Source organism: Acinetobacter sp. CS-2, from assembly GCF_016599715.1.
In the GTDB taxonomy this organism is placed as follows: domain Bacteria; phylum Pseudomonadota; class Gammaproteobacteria; order Pseudomonadales; family Moraxellaceae; genus Acinetobacter.
On the sequence record NZ_CP067019.1, the window covers coordinates 2,572,411 to 2,588,016 of the forward strand.

The 15,606-nt window shown below is 44.9% G+C and carries 7 protein-coding genes, 6 tRNA genes and 3 rRNA genes; 3 read left to right on the plus strand and 13 right to left on the minus strand.

The features are described 5' to 3' along the window. Positions 1-74 precede the first annotated feature (74 nt). The 13 genes from rrf to secA all read right to left on the minus strand — a co-directional run bounded on the left by rrf (position 75) and on the right by secA (position 12,822). Positions 75-189 (minus strand): 5S ribosomal RNA (rrf, locus tag JFY49_RS12635). A gap of 177 nt (positions 190-366) precedes the next feature. Then, positions 367-3,259, minus strand: a 23S ribosomal RNA gene (locus JFY49_RS12640). 399 nt (positions 3,260-3,658) lie between these two features. Next, positions 3,659-3,734: transfer RNA gene (locus tag JFY49_RS12645), tRNA-Ala, on the minus strand. A 48-nt stretch (positions 3,735-3,782) separates the two neighbouring features. Next, a tRNA-Ile gene (locus tag JFY49_RS12650) sits at positions 3,783-3,859 on the minus strand. A 61-nt stretch (positions 3,860-3,920) separates the two neighbouring features. Next, a 16S ribosomal RNA gene (locus JFY49_RS12655) occupies positions 3,921-5,458 on the minus strand. The 16S, 23S and 5S rRNA genes sit together here with 2 tRNA genes alongside, the layout of an rRNA operon. Before the next feature lie 983 nt (positions 5,459-6,441). Beyond that, positions 6,442-6,518: transfer RNA gene (locus tag JFY49_RS12660), tRNA-Pro, on the minus strand. A gap of 4 nt (positions 6,519-6,522) precedes the next feature. Continuing rightward, positions 6,523-6,598 (minus strand) — tRNA-His (locus tag JFY49_RS12665). A 38-nt stretch (positions 6,599-6,636) separates the two neighbouring features. Continuing rightward, a tRNA-Arg gene (locus JFY49_RS12670) sits at positions 6,637-6,713 on the minus strand. Positions 6,714-6,757: 44 nt separating this feature from the next. Then, positions 6,758-6,834, minus strand: a tRNA-Pro gene (locus tag JFY49_RS12675). 153 nt (positions 6,835-6,987) lie between these two features. Next, positions 6,988-8,055, minus strand: a complete 1,068-nt coding sequence (nadA, locus tag JFY49_RS12680) for a quinolinate synthase NadA (protein WP_092821088.1) — start codon at positions 8,053-8,055, stop codon at positions 6,988-6,990. A 153-nt stretch (positions 8,056-8,208) separates the two neighbouring features. After that, positions 8,209-9,429, minus strand: a complete 1,221-nt coding sequence (gene argJ / locus JFY49_RS12685; RefSeq protein WP_200223118.1) for a bifunctional glutamate N-acetyltransferase/amino-acid acetyltransferase ArgJ — start codon at positions 9,427-9,429, stop codon at positions 8,209-8,211. Positions 9,430-9,586: 157 nt separating this feature from the next. Continuing rightward, on the minus strand, positions 9,587-9,907 hold the full coding sequence (locus JFY49_RS12690; protein ID WP_092821084.1) for a hypothetical protein: 321 nt from the start codon (positions 9,905-9,907) through the stop codon (positions 9,587-9,589). Between the two features lie 182 nt (positions 9,908-10,089). Then, positions 10,090-12,822 carry a preprotein translocase subunit SecA gene (gene secA / locus JFY49_RS12695; protein ID WP_200223119.1) on the minus strand — a complete coding sequence of 911 codons (2,733 nt, stop codon included), beginning with the start codon at positions 12,820-12,822 and terminating at the stop codon, positions 10,090-10,092. Between the two features lie 339 nt (positions 12,823-13,161). On the opposite strand from secA, the gene JFY49_RS12700 reads away from it, so the two are divergent. From JFY49_RS12700 to JFY49_RS12710, 3 genes are all read left to right on the plus strand, one after another. Next, the gene (locus JFY49_RS12700) at positions 13,162-13,803 is read left to right on the plus strand and encodes a peroxiredoxin (protein ID WP_200223120.1); all 642 of its coding nucleotides are present in this window, start codon (positions 13,162-13,164) and stop codon (positions 13,801-13,803) included. Positions 13,804-14,197: 394 nt separating this feature from the next. Further along, a complete protein-coding gene (locus tag JFY49_RS12705; RefSeq protein WP_166171327.1) occupies positions 14,198-15,013 on the plus strand; it encodes an MBL fold metallo-hydrolase in 816 nt (271 codons plus the stop codon). Beyond that, the gene (locus JFY49_RS12710; RefSeq protein ID WP_166171325.1) at positions 15,010-15,591 is read left to right on the plus strand and encodes a dual specificity protein phosphatase family protein; all 582 of its coding nucleotides are present in this window, start codon (positions 15,010-15,012) and stop codon (positions 15,589-15,591) included. The genes JFY49_RS12705 and JFY49_RS12710 overlap by 4 nt, the downstream gene beginning before the upstream one ends. Positions 15,592-15,606 lie beyond the last annotated feature (15 nt).

The following is a 15,606-nucleotide window of genomic DNA, read 5'->3' on the forward strand; positions in this document are numbered from 1 at the left end:
ATAATTTTAAGGTTTTAATAATCTAGGCAAAAAAAAAGCCCCTGCTTTATGCAGGGGCTTTTTAAGGAATAATGAGCTGGCGATGACTTACTCTCACATGGGTAATCCCACACTACCATCAGCGCTAAGAGGTTTCACTTCTGAGTTCGGGAAGGGATCAGGTGGTTCACTCTTGCTATGGTCGCCAGCACAACTGTTTATGACTTTGCGTTTGGTCTTATTTAGATGCCAATGCTTGGTCAAATAGAATTCATTAACAGGTATATCTGAGCTGTCGTATTTTGTTCTTTAGCGTTCACTAAATCAAGCTGTTTTGCTTAATATTGAATTAATTGATGCTTTATACAACAACTGTTTGGGTGTTGTATAGTCAAGCCTCACGAGCAATTAGTATTGGTCAGCTTCACATATCACTATGCTTCCACATCCAACCTATCAACGTCGTAGTCTTCAACGGCTCTTTAGGAGACATAAAGTCTCGGGGAAATCTTATCTTGAGGTAGGCTTCCCGCTTAGATGCTTTCAGCGGTTATCCCTTCCGAACATAGCTACCCGGCGATGCGACTGGCGTCACAACCGGTACACCAGAGGTTCGTCCACTCTGGTCCTCTCGTACTAGGAGCAGATCCTCTCAAATTTCCAACGCCCACGGTAGATAGGGACCGAACTGTCTCACGACGTTCTAAACCCAGCTCGCGTACCTCTTTAAATGGCGAACAGCCATACCCTTGGGACCTGCTTCAGCCCCAGGATGAGATGAGCCGACATCGAGGTGCCAAACACCGCCGTCGATATGAACTCTTGGGCGGTATCAGCCTGTTATCCCCAGAGTACCTTTTATCCGTTGAGCGATGGCCCTTCCATACAGAACCACCGGATCACTAAGACCTACTTTCGTACCTGCTCGACTTGTGGGTCTCGCAGTTAAGCGCGCTTTTGCCTTTATACTCTACGCGTGATTTCCGACCACGCTGAGCGCACCTTCGTACTCCTCCGTTACTCTTTAGGAGGAGACCGCCCCAGTCAAACTACCCACCAGACATGGTCCTCGTCCCGGATAACGGGACAGAGTTAGAACCTCAATATTACCAGGGTGGTATTTCAAGATTGGCTCCACTAGGACTAGCGTCCCAGCTTCAAAGCCTCCCACCTATCCTACACAAGTAAGATCAAAGTTCAATGTCAAGCTGCAGTAAAGGTTCACGGGGTCTTTCCGTCTAGCCGCGGGTACACCGCATCTTCACGGCGATTTCGATTTCACTGAGCCTCTGCTGGAGACAGCGCCCCCATCATTATGCCATTCGTGCAGGTCGGAACTTACCCGACAAGGAATTTCGCTACCTTAGGACCGTTATAGTTACGGCCGCCGTTTACTGGGGCTTCGATCAAGAGCTTCGCTTACGCTAACCCCATCAATTAACCTTCCAGCACCGGGCAGGCATCACACCCTATACGTCCACTTTCGTGTTTGCAGAGTGCTATGTTTTTAATAAACAGTTGCAGGGGCCTGGTTTCTGTGGCTGCTCTCAGCTCAGGAAGCAAGTTCCATCACCAAAAGCAGCGTACCTTCTCCCGAAGTTACGGTACCATTTTGCCTAGTTCCTTCAGCAGAGTTCTCTCAAGCGCTTTGGTCTACTCGACCTGACCACCTGTGTCGGTTTCGGGTACGATTCCAGTGTAACTGAAGCTTAGAGACTTTTCCTGGAAGTATGGTATCAGCCACTTCACTGTACAAGTACAGCTTGCTATCAGATCTCAGCATAGAGCACCCCGGATTTGCCTAAGATGCATGCCTACTTCCTTCCACCTGGACAACCAACGCCAGGCTGACTTAACCTTCTCCGTCCTCTCATCGCATTACACTGAAGTATTGGAATATTAACCAATTTCCCATCGACTACGCCTTTCGGCCTCGCCTTAGGGGTCGACTCACCCAGCCCCGATTAACGTTGGACTGGAACCCTTGGTCTTTCAGCGAGCGGGTTTTTCACCCGCTTTGTCGTTACTCACGTCAGCATTCGCACTTCTGATACCTCCAGCAGACTTCTCAATCCACCTTCATCGGCTTACAGAACGCTCCCCTACCACGTATACAAAGTATACATCCGCAGCTTCGGCACATAGTTTTAGCCCCGTTACATCTTCCGCGCAGGCCGACTCGACTAGTGAGCTATTACGCTTTCTTTAAAGGGTGGCTGCTTCTAAGCCAACCTCCTAGCTGTCTATGCCTTCCCACATCGTTTCCCACTTAACTATGATTTTGGGGCCTTAGCTGGCGGTCTGGATTGTTTTCCTCTTGACTACGGACGTTAGCACCCGCAGTCTGTCTCCCGGATAGTACTCATTGGTATTCGGAGTTTGCATCGGTTTGGTAAGTCGGGATGACCCCCTAGCCGAAACAGTGCTCTACCCCCAATGGTATTCGTCCGAGGCGCTACCTAAATAGCTTTCGGGGAGAACCAGCTATCACCGAGTTTGATTAGCCTTTCACCCCTATCCACAAGTCATCCCCTGGCTTTTCAACGACAGTGGGTTCGGTCCTCCAGTCAGTGTTACCTAACCTTCAACCTGCTCATGGATAGATCACCCGGTTTCGGGTCTATACCCAGCAACTAAACGCCCTATTAAGACTCGATTTCTCTACGGCTCCCCTATTCGGTTAACCTCGCTACTGAATATAAGTCGCTGACCCATTATACAAAAGGTACGCAGTCACCGAACAAGTCGGCTCCCACTGCTTGTATGCATGCGGTTTCAGGATCTATTTCACTCCCCTCACAGGGGTTCTTTTCGCCTTTCCCTCACGGTACTGGTTCACTATCGGTCAGTCAGGAGTATTTAGCCTTGGAGGATGGTCCCCCCATATTCAGACAAGGTTTCACGTGCCTCGCCCTACTCGACATCATCATATAAGCCCTTTCGTGTACAGGACTATCACCTACTATGGTTGCACTTCCCAGAGCATTCCACTAAAGCTTATATGACTTAATGGGCTTTTCCCCGTTCGCTCGCCGCTACTGAGGGAATCTCAATTGATTTCTTTTCCTAAGGGTACTGAGATGTTTCACTTCCCCTCGTTCGCCTCGTAACACTATGTATTCATGTTACGATACCTACCTTATGGTAAGTGGGTTTCCCCATTCAGAAATCTCCGGATCACAGGATATTTGCCGCCTCCCCGGAGCTTATCGCAGGCTATTACGTCTTTCATCGCCTCTGACTGCCAAGGCATCCACCACATGCACTTAATTACTTGACTATACAACCCCAAACAGTCGTCCATCCCTACAAGTAGGATGAGCAACAGATTATGATGATTTCTCATCACTCTCATACAGTTGGCGTTTGTGCACTTAAGCACTGTACAGCTTCAATTAGATTCATATACCAAAACGCTTGATTCAGTTTAATCGCTAGTAACTCATTTCTTAATCTTCATCAACCAGTCATAAATGACTGCTAATGTCGATTTTAAAACGAGTATGAACAATTTATTTCAACTCAAATATATTCTGTTAATGATTTTTCTCGTCTTCGTCAGATCGAGAAACTGTGATAAATCACAGAGGTTAATAACAATGCCGCGCATTATACGCCGCTTTCTTACTAAGCTCTATAAGCTATCTAACCGTTTGCTTATTATGCATCCGAAGATACATGGTGGAGACTAGGAGAGTCGAACTCCTGACCTCCTGCGTGCAAAGCAGGCGCTCTACCAACTAAGCTAAGTCCCCAGCTTATCAATAAGTCAATGTTTCTGATTTTCCGTACTTCGTCAGTAGTGGTGGGTCTGACAAGACTTGAACTTGTGACCCCACGCTTATCAAGCGTGTGCTCTAACCAACTGAGCTACAGACCCTCAGATACATCGTCATGAAGAACAACTTGTTGTGGATTCTTACCGATCGTCAATCTTTCGTTAAGGAGGTGATCCAGCCGCAGGTTCCCCTACGGCTACCTTGTTACGACTTCACCCCAGTCATCGGCCACACCGTGGTAAGCGTCCTCCTTACGGTTAGACTACCTACTTCTGGTGCAACAAACTCCCATGGTGTGACGGGCGGTGTGTACAAGGCCCGGGAACGTATTCACCGCGGCATTCTGATCCGCGATTACTAGCGATTCCGACTTCATGGAGTCGAGTTGCAGACTCCAATCCGGACTACGATCGGCTTTTTGAGATTAGCATCCTATCGCTAGGTAGCAACCCTTTGTACCGACCATTGTAGCACGTGTGTAGCCCTGGTCGTAAGGGCCATGATGACTTGACGTCGTCCCCGCCTTCCTCCAGTTTGTCACTGGCAGTATCCTTAAAGTTCCCGGCTTAACCCGCTGGCAAATAAGGAAAAGGGTTGCGCTCGTTGCGGGACTTAACCCAACATCTCACGACACGAGCTGACGACAGCCATGCAGCACCTGTATGTAAGTTCCCGAAGGCACCAATCCATCTCTGGAAAGTTCTTACTATGTCAAGACCAGGTAAGGTTCTTCGCGTTGCATCGAATTAAACCACATGCTCCACCGCTTGTGCGGGCCCCCGTCAATTCATTTGAGTTTTAGTCTTGCGACCGTACTCCCCAGGCGGTCTACTTATCGCGTTAGCTGCGCCACTAAAGCCTCAAAGGCCCCAACGGCTAGTAGACATCGTTTACGGCATGGACTACCAGGGTATCTAATCCTGTTTGCTCCCCATGCTTTCGTACCTCAGCGTCAGTATTAGGCCAGATGGCTGCCTTCGCCATCGGTATTCCTCCAGATCTCTACGCATTTCACCGCTACACCTGGAATTCTACCATCCTCTCCCATACTCTAGCTTCCCAGTATCGAATGCAATTCCTAAGTTAAGCTCAGGGATTTCACATCCGACTTAAAAAGCCGCCTACGCACGCTTTACGCCCAGTAAATCCGATTAACGCTCGCACCCTCTGTATTACCGCGGCTGCTGGCACAGAGTTAGCCGGTGCTTATTCTGCGAGTAACGTCCACTATCCCTAGGTATTAACTAGAGTAGCCTCCTCCTCGCTTAAAGTGCTTTACAACCAAAAGGCCTTCTTCACACACGCGGCATGGCTGGATCAGGGTTCCCCCCATTGTCCAATATTCCCCACTGCTGCCTCCCGTAGGAGTCTGGGCCGTGTCTCAGTCCCAGTGTGGCGGATCATCCTCTCAGACCCGCTACAGATCGTCGCCTTGGTAGGCCTTTACCCCACCAACTAGCTAATCCGACTTAGGCTCATCTATTAGCGCAAGGTCCGAAGATCCCCTGCTTTCCCCCGTAGGGCGTATGCGGTATTAGCATCCCTTTCGAGATGTTGTCCCCCACTAATAGGCAGATTCCTAAGCATTACTCACCCGTCCGCCGCTAAGTATTAGTGCAAGCACCAATACTCCGCTCGACTTGCATGTGTTAAGCCTGCCGCCAGCGTTCAATCTGAGCCATGATCAAACTCTTCAGTTTAAAATCAATAGTGCTTTATTCAAAACACCAAATCTGGCTCATCAATTTTCTGACAAATATTTCTCAAATAAACTTCGAGTAATTTCTACCATCAATCAATGAAAATAATTTCGATCAATCAACCAGTAAAAATCCACACAAGTTGTTCTTCATAATCTCTTAATGATCTTCTTACTGATTCGTCACCAGCAAGCTAGGTCGGCTATATTACACTAGATATTCTCAGTGTCAATCAGTAATTCAAATTATTTTAAACTTTCTTTCTAAAACCAAATCTCAACACTTCGCGCTAAGTTGCTGTTTTATCAGAAGTTTTAATCTTCATCACCACCGATGGATGTGCATTCTACACCATCCCAAACCCAATGCAACTCCTTTTTTTAAATAATTCGGCAAAAATATTACAAATGTTTATTTATTGCACAAAATAGAAGGTTTTTATTATTTTTAAGTTTAAATTAACAACATTTTCCACTTAAACCCCAAAAGTAAAGCAAATAATTTTTTCATCTACAGCATTTCTTAAATTATCTTAGCCCCTCTTTCATTTTTGACCGCGATTAATTTGTCTAATTGTTAAATTACAACCAGCTCTTCAATACAGCTTGTTTAGATAAGTGAATAATCAAAGTAAAAAAGTATAATCAGATTTAAAAATAGAATTACCTATCCACCAATTCCGCACAAAAGAGCATTTTAATTTGGGGGATTTCTATTTTACTGAATGCAATTCTATGCATATCTTGAATAAGCTGGCCCCACCAACTGGCGCTACCCCATTAATAAGCAATCACATTACTTTTAAAATTTAGACTAGCAGCCTTAATATTATTTAAGCCCTTTTGAATGTTGAATGTTGAATGTTGAATGTTGAATGTTGAATGTTGAATGTTGAATGTTGAATGTTGAATGTTATTATCAAATTTCAGGCATAAAAAAACCGCATTTAAGCGGATCATTTACTTTTAAGTTTATACTTAAAATGGTCGGAGCAGTAGGATTCGAACCTACGACCCTCTGGTCCCAAACCAGATGCGCTACCAAGCTGCGCCATACTCCGAAATTGGGGTGAATGATGGGATTCGAACCCACGACAACCGGAATCACAATCCGGGGCTCTACCAACTGAGCTACATCCACCGTTACAACACTTTGGCTCTAAATACCAGACTACCAAATGGCGCGCCTGACAGGATTCGAACCTGTGACCATCCGCTTAGAAGGCGGATGCTCTATCCAACTGAGCTACAGGCGCATGACCGATGATATTACTATCATGCGATACTTGCCTTGAAGAATTGGTCGGAGCAGTAGGATTCGAACCTACGACCCTCTGGTCCCAAACCAGATGCGCTACCAAGCTGCGCCATACTCCGATTCATCTCAGCTTTTAGTGTATCGCACATCGTGCGGTACGGGGTGCATTTTAGGCGTGACGCCTAGAGACGTCAACACCTATATTCAAAAAAACTCAAAAAAACGCTTCAACCGCTTATTTATCAAGCATTTTAGGCATTTTTTGATCAAAATTAACGTTTTAAACTCGCACTAAAGCTTAACATACGATCAAGTGGTAATTTAGCGCGTTCTGCAAGAGCAGGATCAACGTGTATTTCTTGATCACCCTTTTGTAAAACCTCTAAAATTCCATCTAATTCGTTCATTGCCATCCACGGACAATGGGCACATGAGCGACAGGTTGCCCCTTCACCTGCAGTCGGTGCTTCGATTAATGTCTTGTTTGGCACAGCTTGTTGCATCTTGTAGAAAATGCCGCGGTCGGTTGCCACAATTAAACGCTCATTTGGAAGCGTTTGTGCGGCTTTAATCAGTTGCGAGGTGCTTCCTACTGCATCTGCAATGTCTACCACTGACTCTGGCGACTCAGGATGAACCAGAACTGCTGCATCCGGATACAATGCTTTCATCTGGGCAATACCGCGGGCACGGAATTCTTCATGCACGATACAGGCACCATCCCATAGCAACATATCTGCACCGGTTTTCTTCTGGATATAACGCCCCAGATGCTGATCCGGTGCCCAGATAATCTTTTCACCCAGGCTATCCAGATGTTCAATAATTTCAACTGCACAGCTTGAGGTCACCACCCAGTCAGCACGTGCTTTAACAGCAGCAGATGTATTTGCATATACAACCACTGTATGATCGGGATGGGCATCACAGAATGCTGTAAACTCATCGACAGGACAACCCAAGTCCAGCGAACAGGTCGCTTCCAGGGTAGGCATAAGCACGGTTTTTTCAGGAGAAAGAATTTTCGCTGTTTCTCCCATGAATTTCACCCCAGCGACCACTAAGGTTTTGGCAGGATGGTCTCGGCCAAAACGTGCCATTTCCAGGGAATCAGAAACACACCCACCCGACAGTTCTGCAATCTCTTGCACTTCAGGATCACAATAGTAATGAGCGACCAGGACAGCATCACGTTTTTTGAGTTCTGCCAGAATTTGCGCAAACTTCTCCTGTTTGACCTCATCACTTAAATGAATATCTTTAGGTTCGCCTAAACGATCTAAATGCGCCTGCACAATCGATTTTGCTTCATTAGCAATTAAATTGGTCGCATCATTCATAACAACGTCTTCTCTATCTTCATGCTTGCCCTAACACAAGCGTACTCAAGTCACTGATGATATGGGGGCAATTTGCTCATTCACCAGCCCTTTGCCGATTGATTGAATGCTAAAAAAGCCTCACAACGGAGGCTTTGTCATTCAATTTGAATTTTACGAACGGTAATCCGCGTTAATCTTGACATAGTCATAAGACAGATCACAGGTATAGACTGTATCTTTTGCCTGTCCTCGTCCCAAATCGACCCGAATGGTCAATTCAGCCTGAGACATCACGCGTGCACCAGCTTCTTCCGTATAGTCCGCTGCCGCACCACCATCTTTACAGATCTGTACATCATCTAACCAAACCTGGATTTTTTCAACGTCTAAATTTTTAACACCGGCATAACCAATTGCGGCAAGAATACGTCCCCAGTTCGGATCTGAGGCGAAAATCGCAGTTTTCACCAGCGGAGAATGAGCAATGCTATACGCTACATCACAACATTCCTGGGTATCTGCTCCACCTTCAACCGCAACGGTAATGAATTTGGTCGCCCCTTCCCCATCACGTACAATCAGTTGAGCCAAGCGCTTCATAACATGGGTTAACACATCCAGAACAATCGCATAACGTGCATCGTCAGTTGATGTAATTTCAGTACCGCCCGCTTGACCTGTCGCCACAAAAATACAGGAGTCATTGGTTGAGGTATCACCATCTACGGTAATACGGTTAAATGAAACATTCACCGTGGTTTTTAACAGTTGCTGTACCAGTTCACGGCTGATGGGTGCATCGGTCGCTACATAGCTGAGCATGGTCGCCATATTTGGACGAATCATGCCGGCACCTTTAGAAATACCGGTCATGGTGTAGGTCACACCATCCATTTCAAACTGTTCTGACGCCCCTTTAGGTAGCGTATCCGTGGTCATGATGCCTGTTGCTGCATCTAGCCAGGCATCTTCTTTTAAAGAGTCTAATGCAGGCTGCAAACCATGCACCAAGCGTTCAATTGGCAACTGCTCGCCAATCACACCAGTTGAAAAAGGTAAAATTTCGCTAGTCGATACACCGGCCAGTTCAGCCAGTTTGGCGCACGTCGCCTGGGCATTTGCCATACCGATTTTGCCAGTCCCTGCATTGGCATTACCGGTATTAATGACCAGATAACGCGGATTGCCCGCTTGCAAATGAGCTTTACACACATGTACCGGTGCTGCGCAGAATGCATTTTGGGTAAACACACCGGCCACATTTGAACCTTCAGCAAATTCAAAAATAACGAGGTCACGTCGGTTCTGATAGCGTACATATGCTTCAGCTGAACCAATTTTTACACCTTTAACCACATGCATCTGTGGCATTGTTAAGTCGCCCACCGCCATTTTTAAACTTCCAAATAAGTTCGTGATAAAAAGACAGCTTAGTAGAAATTCAGTAAAAAATCGAGCAGAACACTTTGTTTGATTTATTTTTTATCAGTTTGACATTTTCAGGCATAAAAAAACCAGTCCGCAGACTGGTTCTAGCAATAGATTAGATTTAGTTGGAAGCCAATTGAGTTGATTCCGATAACAGTGCCTGTTTGGCTTTTTCCTGACTTGCAGCAGATAACGCTGGATTTGAAGCGACAATGCGGTTTGCATTTGCTGCATTTGCAGGCGTAATCGCTGCAGTTTTTAACACCACAGGACGTTGCTGCGGATTCGCAAAGGTATAGCGAATTCCTGTACGCGGACTCATTACTGTAGTGTTTTCATCTTTCACAGCATTTGCTGCGGTATTTTTGGATGGCTCATTTGCAAAAGCCAAACCTGGAATAGCTAAAGCTAAAATCATCAATGGTTGTAATACTTTTTTCATTGTCTTTTCCGCGAGTCAATGTTCATCAATATGCACTAAATACCACTTAATTTGGCGCTCTGCAAACATATTCACATCTTGCAAAAAATAAACGCTTATTTTGTTGCAATAAAAAACCACTTTATCGATTCAAATCCGGAGGGAAATAAATCTATAAAGTGGCTGAATGCTTAAGATAAAAATTAAATTTTACCGTGACACTGCTTATATTTTAAACCTGAACCGCATGGACAAGGTGAATTACGGCTTGCAGGCGGTGCAAATGTTTGCTCTGCCGGATTAAAGCCCGACTCGACTTCTACAGTTTCAGTACCGCTTAAATCACCCGCCAACAAATTATCAAATTCTGCATGCGTCAGATTCAACTTCATTGCTTCTGCCTGAGCCTGTTGTTGTGCTTCCATTTCAGCCAGTTCTTCAGCTGTAGGAACATGAACACGGGAAAGATCTGTAATTACATCGGATTTAATGACAGCCAGCATGTTTACAAACAGGTTAAAGGCTTCTTTCTTGTATTCCTGTTCAGGGTTCTTTTGCGCATAACCACGCAAGTGAATGCCCTGACGCAAGTAATCCATCGCAGCAAGATGATCTTTCCAGTGACGATCCAAAGCACTCAGCATGAAGTGACGTTCCAGCATAGCTGCTGACTCACTACCCATTTGTTCACGGCGAGCGCGATAGCGTGCGACAATTTCGTCAGAAATACGTTCTACCAAAGCTTCTTCGTCTAAACGACGGTCTTCTTCCAGCCATTGATTGACCGGTAAATCAATACCGAGCTCTTCACGCAGTGCACGTTCCAGACCATCGATATCCCATTGGTCATGAATCGATTCAGGTGGAATGTAGTTAGCAATCACGCCCTTCACGACTTCATGATGCATTTCCTCAATGTAATCTTGTAGCGTACTTTCAGCAAGCACTTCATCACGTTGTGAATAGATGATTTTACGCTGTTCGTTATTCACGTCATCGTATTTCAACAGGTTCTTACGAATGTCGAAGTTACGTGCTTCTACCTTACGTTGTGCATTTTCAATCGAACGCGACACCATCTTATGTTCGATGGCTTCATCTTCCTGCAAACCCATCGCACGCATCATCGCAACCACACGATCACCAGCGAAGATACGCATCAGGTCATCTTCAAGCGACAGATAGAAACGTGAAACACCCGGGTCACCCTGACGACCGGCACGACCACGCAGCTGGTTATCGATACGGCGTGATTCATGACGTTCTGAACCAATGATATGCAAACCGCCAGAGGCCAATACCATTTCATGGTTTTGTTCCCATTCGGCTTTTAAGCGTGCTTCATCTTCAGGGGTTGGATTTTCAATTTTGGCAAGTTTGGCTTTCCAGTTACCGCCCAGCAAGATGTCGGTACCACGACCGGCCATGTTGGTTGCAATGGTCACAGCACGTGGTGAACCCGCTTGGGCAATAATGTCTGCTTCCCGTTCATGCTGCTTCGCGTTCAACACCTCATGTGCAATACCCGCTTCTTTCAATTTTTCAGAAAGAATTTCAGAAGCTTCAATGGTTGCTGTACCAATCAGAATCGGTGCAACACCCTCTTCATGCACGCGCTGAATTTCTTGAATAATGGCGTTGTATTTACCATTGCGGTTTAAATAAATGAGATCGTTTTCATCTTTACGGATCATTGGTCGATGGGTTGGAATCAGTACTACATCCAGACCATAAATTTCTTTCATCTCCGCAGCTTCGGTATCAGCTGTACCGGTCATACCAGAAAGCTTTTTATAAAGGCGGAAATAGTTCTGGAAAGTGGTGGTTGCCAAAGTCTGGTTTTCAGGCTGAATTTCCAGACCTTCTTTCGCTTCAACCGCTTGATGCAAACCTTCTGACCAACGACGACCCGGCATGGTACGGCCAGTATTTTCATCCACGATGATGACTTCACCATCATGAATGATGTAATGCACGTTGCGCTGATAAAGGAAATGGGCACGAATTGCTGCAGCAACATGATGAACCAGATTCAGGTTAGAGGGTGAATACAAGCTTTCACCTTCAGCGAGCAACCCCATCTGAATCAACTGGTCTTCTACAGCTTCATAACCCACTTCAGTCATTTCAACCTGACGCTGTTTTTCATCAATCCAGAAATGACCGCCATCCGGCACTTTTTCTTCTTTTTGCGCATGAAGTTTTGGCGGAATGCTATTGATGGCTGCATAAAGCTGAGACGAGTCATCACTTTGACCCGAAATAATCAACGGTGTACGTGCTTCATCGATCAGGATCGAATCGACCTCATCGATAATCGCATAGGTTAAGCCACGTTGTTTCTTCTCGGCCAGAGAGAACACCATGTTGTCACGAAGATAGTCAAAACCGAATTCGTTATTGGTACCGTAAGTAATATCGGCACGATAGGCTTCAGCTTTCTCTGTTGGATCTTGCATGGAATAAATGATGCCAATGCTCAGACCCAGGAATTCGAATAAGGGACGGTTTAACTCGGCATCACGCTGCGCCAAATAATCATTTACGGTAATGACATGAACGCCTTCACCGCTAATCGCATTCAGATAACAGGCCAAGGTCCCCATCAGGGTTTTACCTTCACCAGTACGCATTTCTGCAATTTTACCTTCGTGAAGTGTAATACCACCAATCAACTGGACATCGTAGTGGCGCATTCCCATGATCCGCTTTGCCGCTTCACGACAAACAGCAAATGCTTCAGGCAATAATTTATCCAGGCTTTCGCCCTTATTATATCGTTGTTTGAATTCTTCAGTTTTTGCAGATAAGTCTGCATCGCTTAGTGCAGATATCGTCGGCTCGAGCGCATTAATCTTGTCTACGATTTTACGCATGCGTTTGAGTTCGCGCTCATTTTTGGTACCGAAGATTCCTCCGATCAGACTTGCCAACATGAATAGACTCTCTAAATCTTGCTTGTCGAATGAATAAATTTTTTCTCAGTCGTTATTATGGTGCTAGAAATTTGAAGTACAAGGGGTTTGCACAAAACCAATTAAAAAATTCTGATCACTCGTTCTAGCACACGACAGCTAAGGCCAAACAATGTAACAAATTTTATACAGGCAATATAGTCATAAAATTCATCATTCATCCAGATTTTAACAATCAATCACGGCCTCTATATTCCATATACTCATAAAGAAATACAAAAACACTATTTTCATTGCAAAAAAAAATGCGTCATATTAGATCGCATCAACATAGATAACAAAGCAGATGAGGCTATAAAAATGACATTACGTTTAGGCGATACCGCACCAAATTTTGTGCAAGACTCAAGCGAAGGTAGCATTAATTTTTACGACTTTTTGGGTGATAGCTGGGGGATTTTATTTTCCCATCCTGCGGACTACACACCAGTATGTACCACTGAGCTGGGCTATACCGCAAAGCTGAAAGATGAATTTGCAAAACGCGGTGTTAAAGCGATTGCCTTGTCAGTCGATGATGTTGAGTCACATAAAGGCTGGATTAACGATATTAACAAAACCCAAAATACCACGGTTAATTTCCCGATCATTGCCGATCAAGACCGTAAAGTATCTACTCTTTATGACTTTATTCACCCGAATGCCAGTGAAACCCTGACGGTTCGTTCTTTAGTGATCATTGATCCAAACAAAAAAGTACGTCTGATCATCACTTATCCAGCTTCAACTGGCCGTAATTTCAATGAAATTTTACGTGTGGTTGATTCGCTGCAACTAACAGATAACCATAAAGTAGCAACACCGGCTAACTGGCAGCAAGGTGAAGACGTGGTGATTGTGCCTTCTCTTAAAGATGAAGACGAAATCAAACAACGTTTCCCGAAAGGCTATAAAGCTGTAACACCATACTTACGCCTTACGCCACAGCCTGAGCAAAATTAAAAGGATTCCTTTTTAATTTTGCGCAAGACAAGCGCAGCGCGTAGTTTTGGACAAGCAGAGCACTGCTCTGCCCTGAGGAATATATTCCATAAGAAGACGATAAGCTATGCTTCGAGTTAAAATTAAAGTGCTGTCTTATTTTGTCGCAAGACAAGCGAAGTGCGTAGTTCACTCAGAAAATACTGCTCTACCCTTGCGTGCATTAAGGTGAGAAGCTCTGCCGCAAGTATGCAGCAAATACAGGATGAAAATGACGAGCCATGTCCTGATCTTGTTCAAGCCTGTCTGATGACGGGCTTTTTTATGCTGCTCAAAAATTAAATTACAAAATCAGGTTGGTGTTTATTTCACAGCCCGTTTATAAATACGCCTAATCATCTTAAGAATAAATATTGTGATCTATAACATCCATCATTTGCATTGCGGCACCATGTGCCCGGTTTGTGGTCCACTCTTCGGACAAAAGGGCTTACATGCCAAAGTGGTTTGTCATTGCCTGCTGCTGGAAACCGATCAAGGCTTAGTGCTGGTGGATACCGGTTTAGGCGTACAAGATTATCTGCATAGCAAAGCCCGTTTAGGCAATCTGGTCTCACGGCTAGGCCGCATCGAAAACAATTTAGAACTCACGGCAATTGCGCAGATTCAAAAGCTCGGGTTTAGCCCTCAAGATGTGAAGCATATACTGATCTCCCATCTTGATTTTGATCATGCCGGTGGTATTTCCGATTTTCCGCATGCCACCGTGCATGTGCTTTCCAGCGAATATAATACTACTCAAAGCTTTTTTTCCCTAAAAAATAAAGCCCGTTATAAAACCCAGCAATTCAAGCAACACCAATACTGGAACTTCATCGAACCCGATCAGGGTGAAACCTGGTTTAACCTGCATCAAGTAAAAGGCTTCCGCTTATTTCAAGACGAAATTTTAATGATTCCACTTTTAGGTCATAGCCAAGGGCATTGTGGAATTGCCATTAAACAGCAGGATGGATGGCTTTTTTTCTGTGGCGATGCCTATTACTCTCACCTGCAACTTGACCCTAAAAACAGGCTGAGAACACTGGATAAACTGGAGCGTTTTTTTACTGAAAATAACCAGATGCGTATAGATAACTTGCACAACATCCAGCAACTGGCACAAAATGAAAAAAATATCGAGATTATCTGTGCGCATGATCCGATTGAATTGGCGCGTTATCTAGCATGATCAAAAGAACAGTTGTTGCCATTTTACTGGGTAGCTCAAGCTTGATGGGATGCATGACCACACCCGCACTTCCACCTGAACAACGCCCTACGCACTGGGGAACATTAATTAATCAAACAGATAATTTTTATCAAATTAGCGAGCATGTGTTTCGTAGTGAGCAGCCCTCAACTGAGCTGATTCCGCAATTAAAGGCACATGATATTGATGTGGTGATTAATCTAAGATCAAGAAATAAAGATCTGACCGTGCTGCCCTCCACGGATTTTAACTTGGTTCATATCCCCATCCACACCTGGGCAATGAACCGTGAAGATTTATTACAGGTCATGCGGCAGATTCAGCAAGCCAAGGCCTTAAATCACAAGATACTTATTCATTGTTATCATGGTTCGGACCGTACCGGTGCAAGTATTGCCATGTACCGGATTATTTTTGAAAACTGGCCGATTGCAGATGCACTCAATGAAATGAAACATGGTGGCTACGGTTTTCACCCCGTCTGGATTCATATTGAAAAAATATTCAGTCCTGAAAACGTAAAATGGATTCAACAGCAACTGTTGAATCCACCTTAGTTCAGCTTCAAGCCA

Bases quoted from the DNA above. Each gene is read 5' to 3' on its own strand.
- nadA (WP_092821088.1), bottom strand. From the start codon at position 8,055: ATGAATGATGCGACCAATTTAATTGCTAATGAAGCAAAATCGATTGTG.
- argJ (WP_200223118.1), bottom strand. From the start codon at position 9,429: ATGGCGGTGGGCGACTTAACAATGCCACAGATGCATGTGGTTAAAGGT.
- JFY49_RS12690 (WP_092821084.1), bottom strand. From the start codon at position 9,907: ATGAAAAAAGTATTACAACCATTGATGATTTTAGCTTTAGCTATTCCA.
- secA (WP_200223119.1), bottom strand. From the start codon at position 12,822: ATGTTGGCAAGTCTGATCGGAGGAATCTTCGGTACCAAAAATGAGCGC.
- JFY49_RS12700 (WP_200223120.1), top strand. From the start codon at position 13,162: ATGACATTACGTTTAGGCGATACCGCACCAAATTTTGTGCAAGACTCA.
- JFY49_RS12710 (WP_166171325.1), top strand. From the start codon at position 15,010: ATGATCAAAAGAACAGTTGTTGCCATTTTACTGGGTAGCTCAAGCTTG.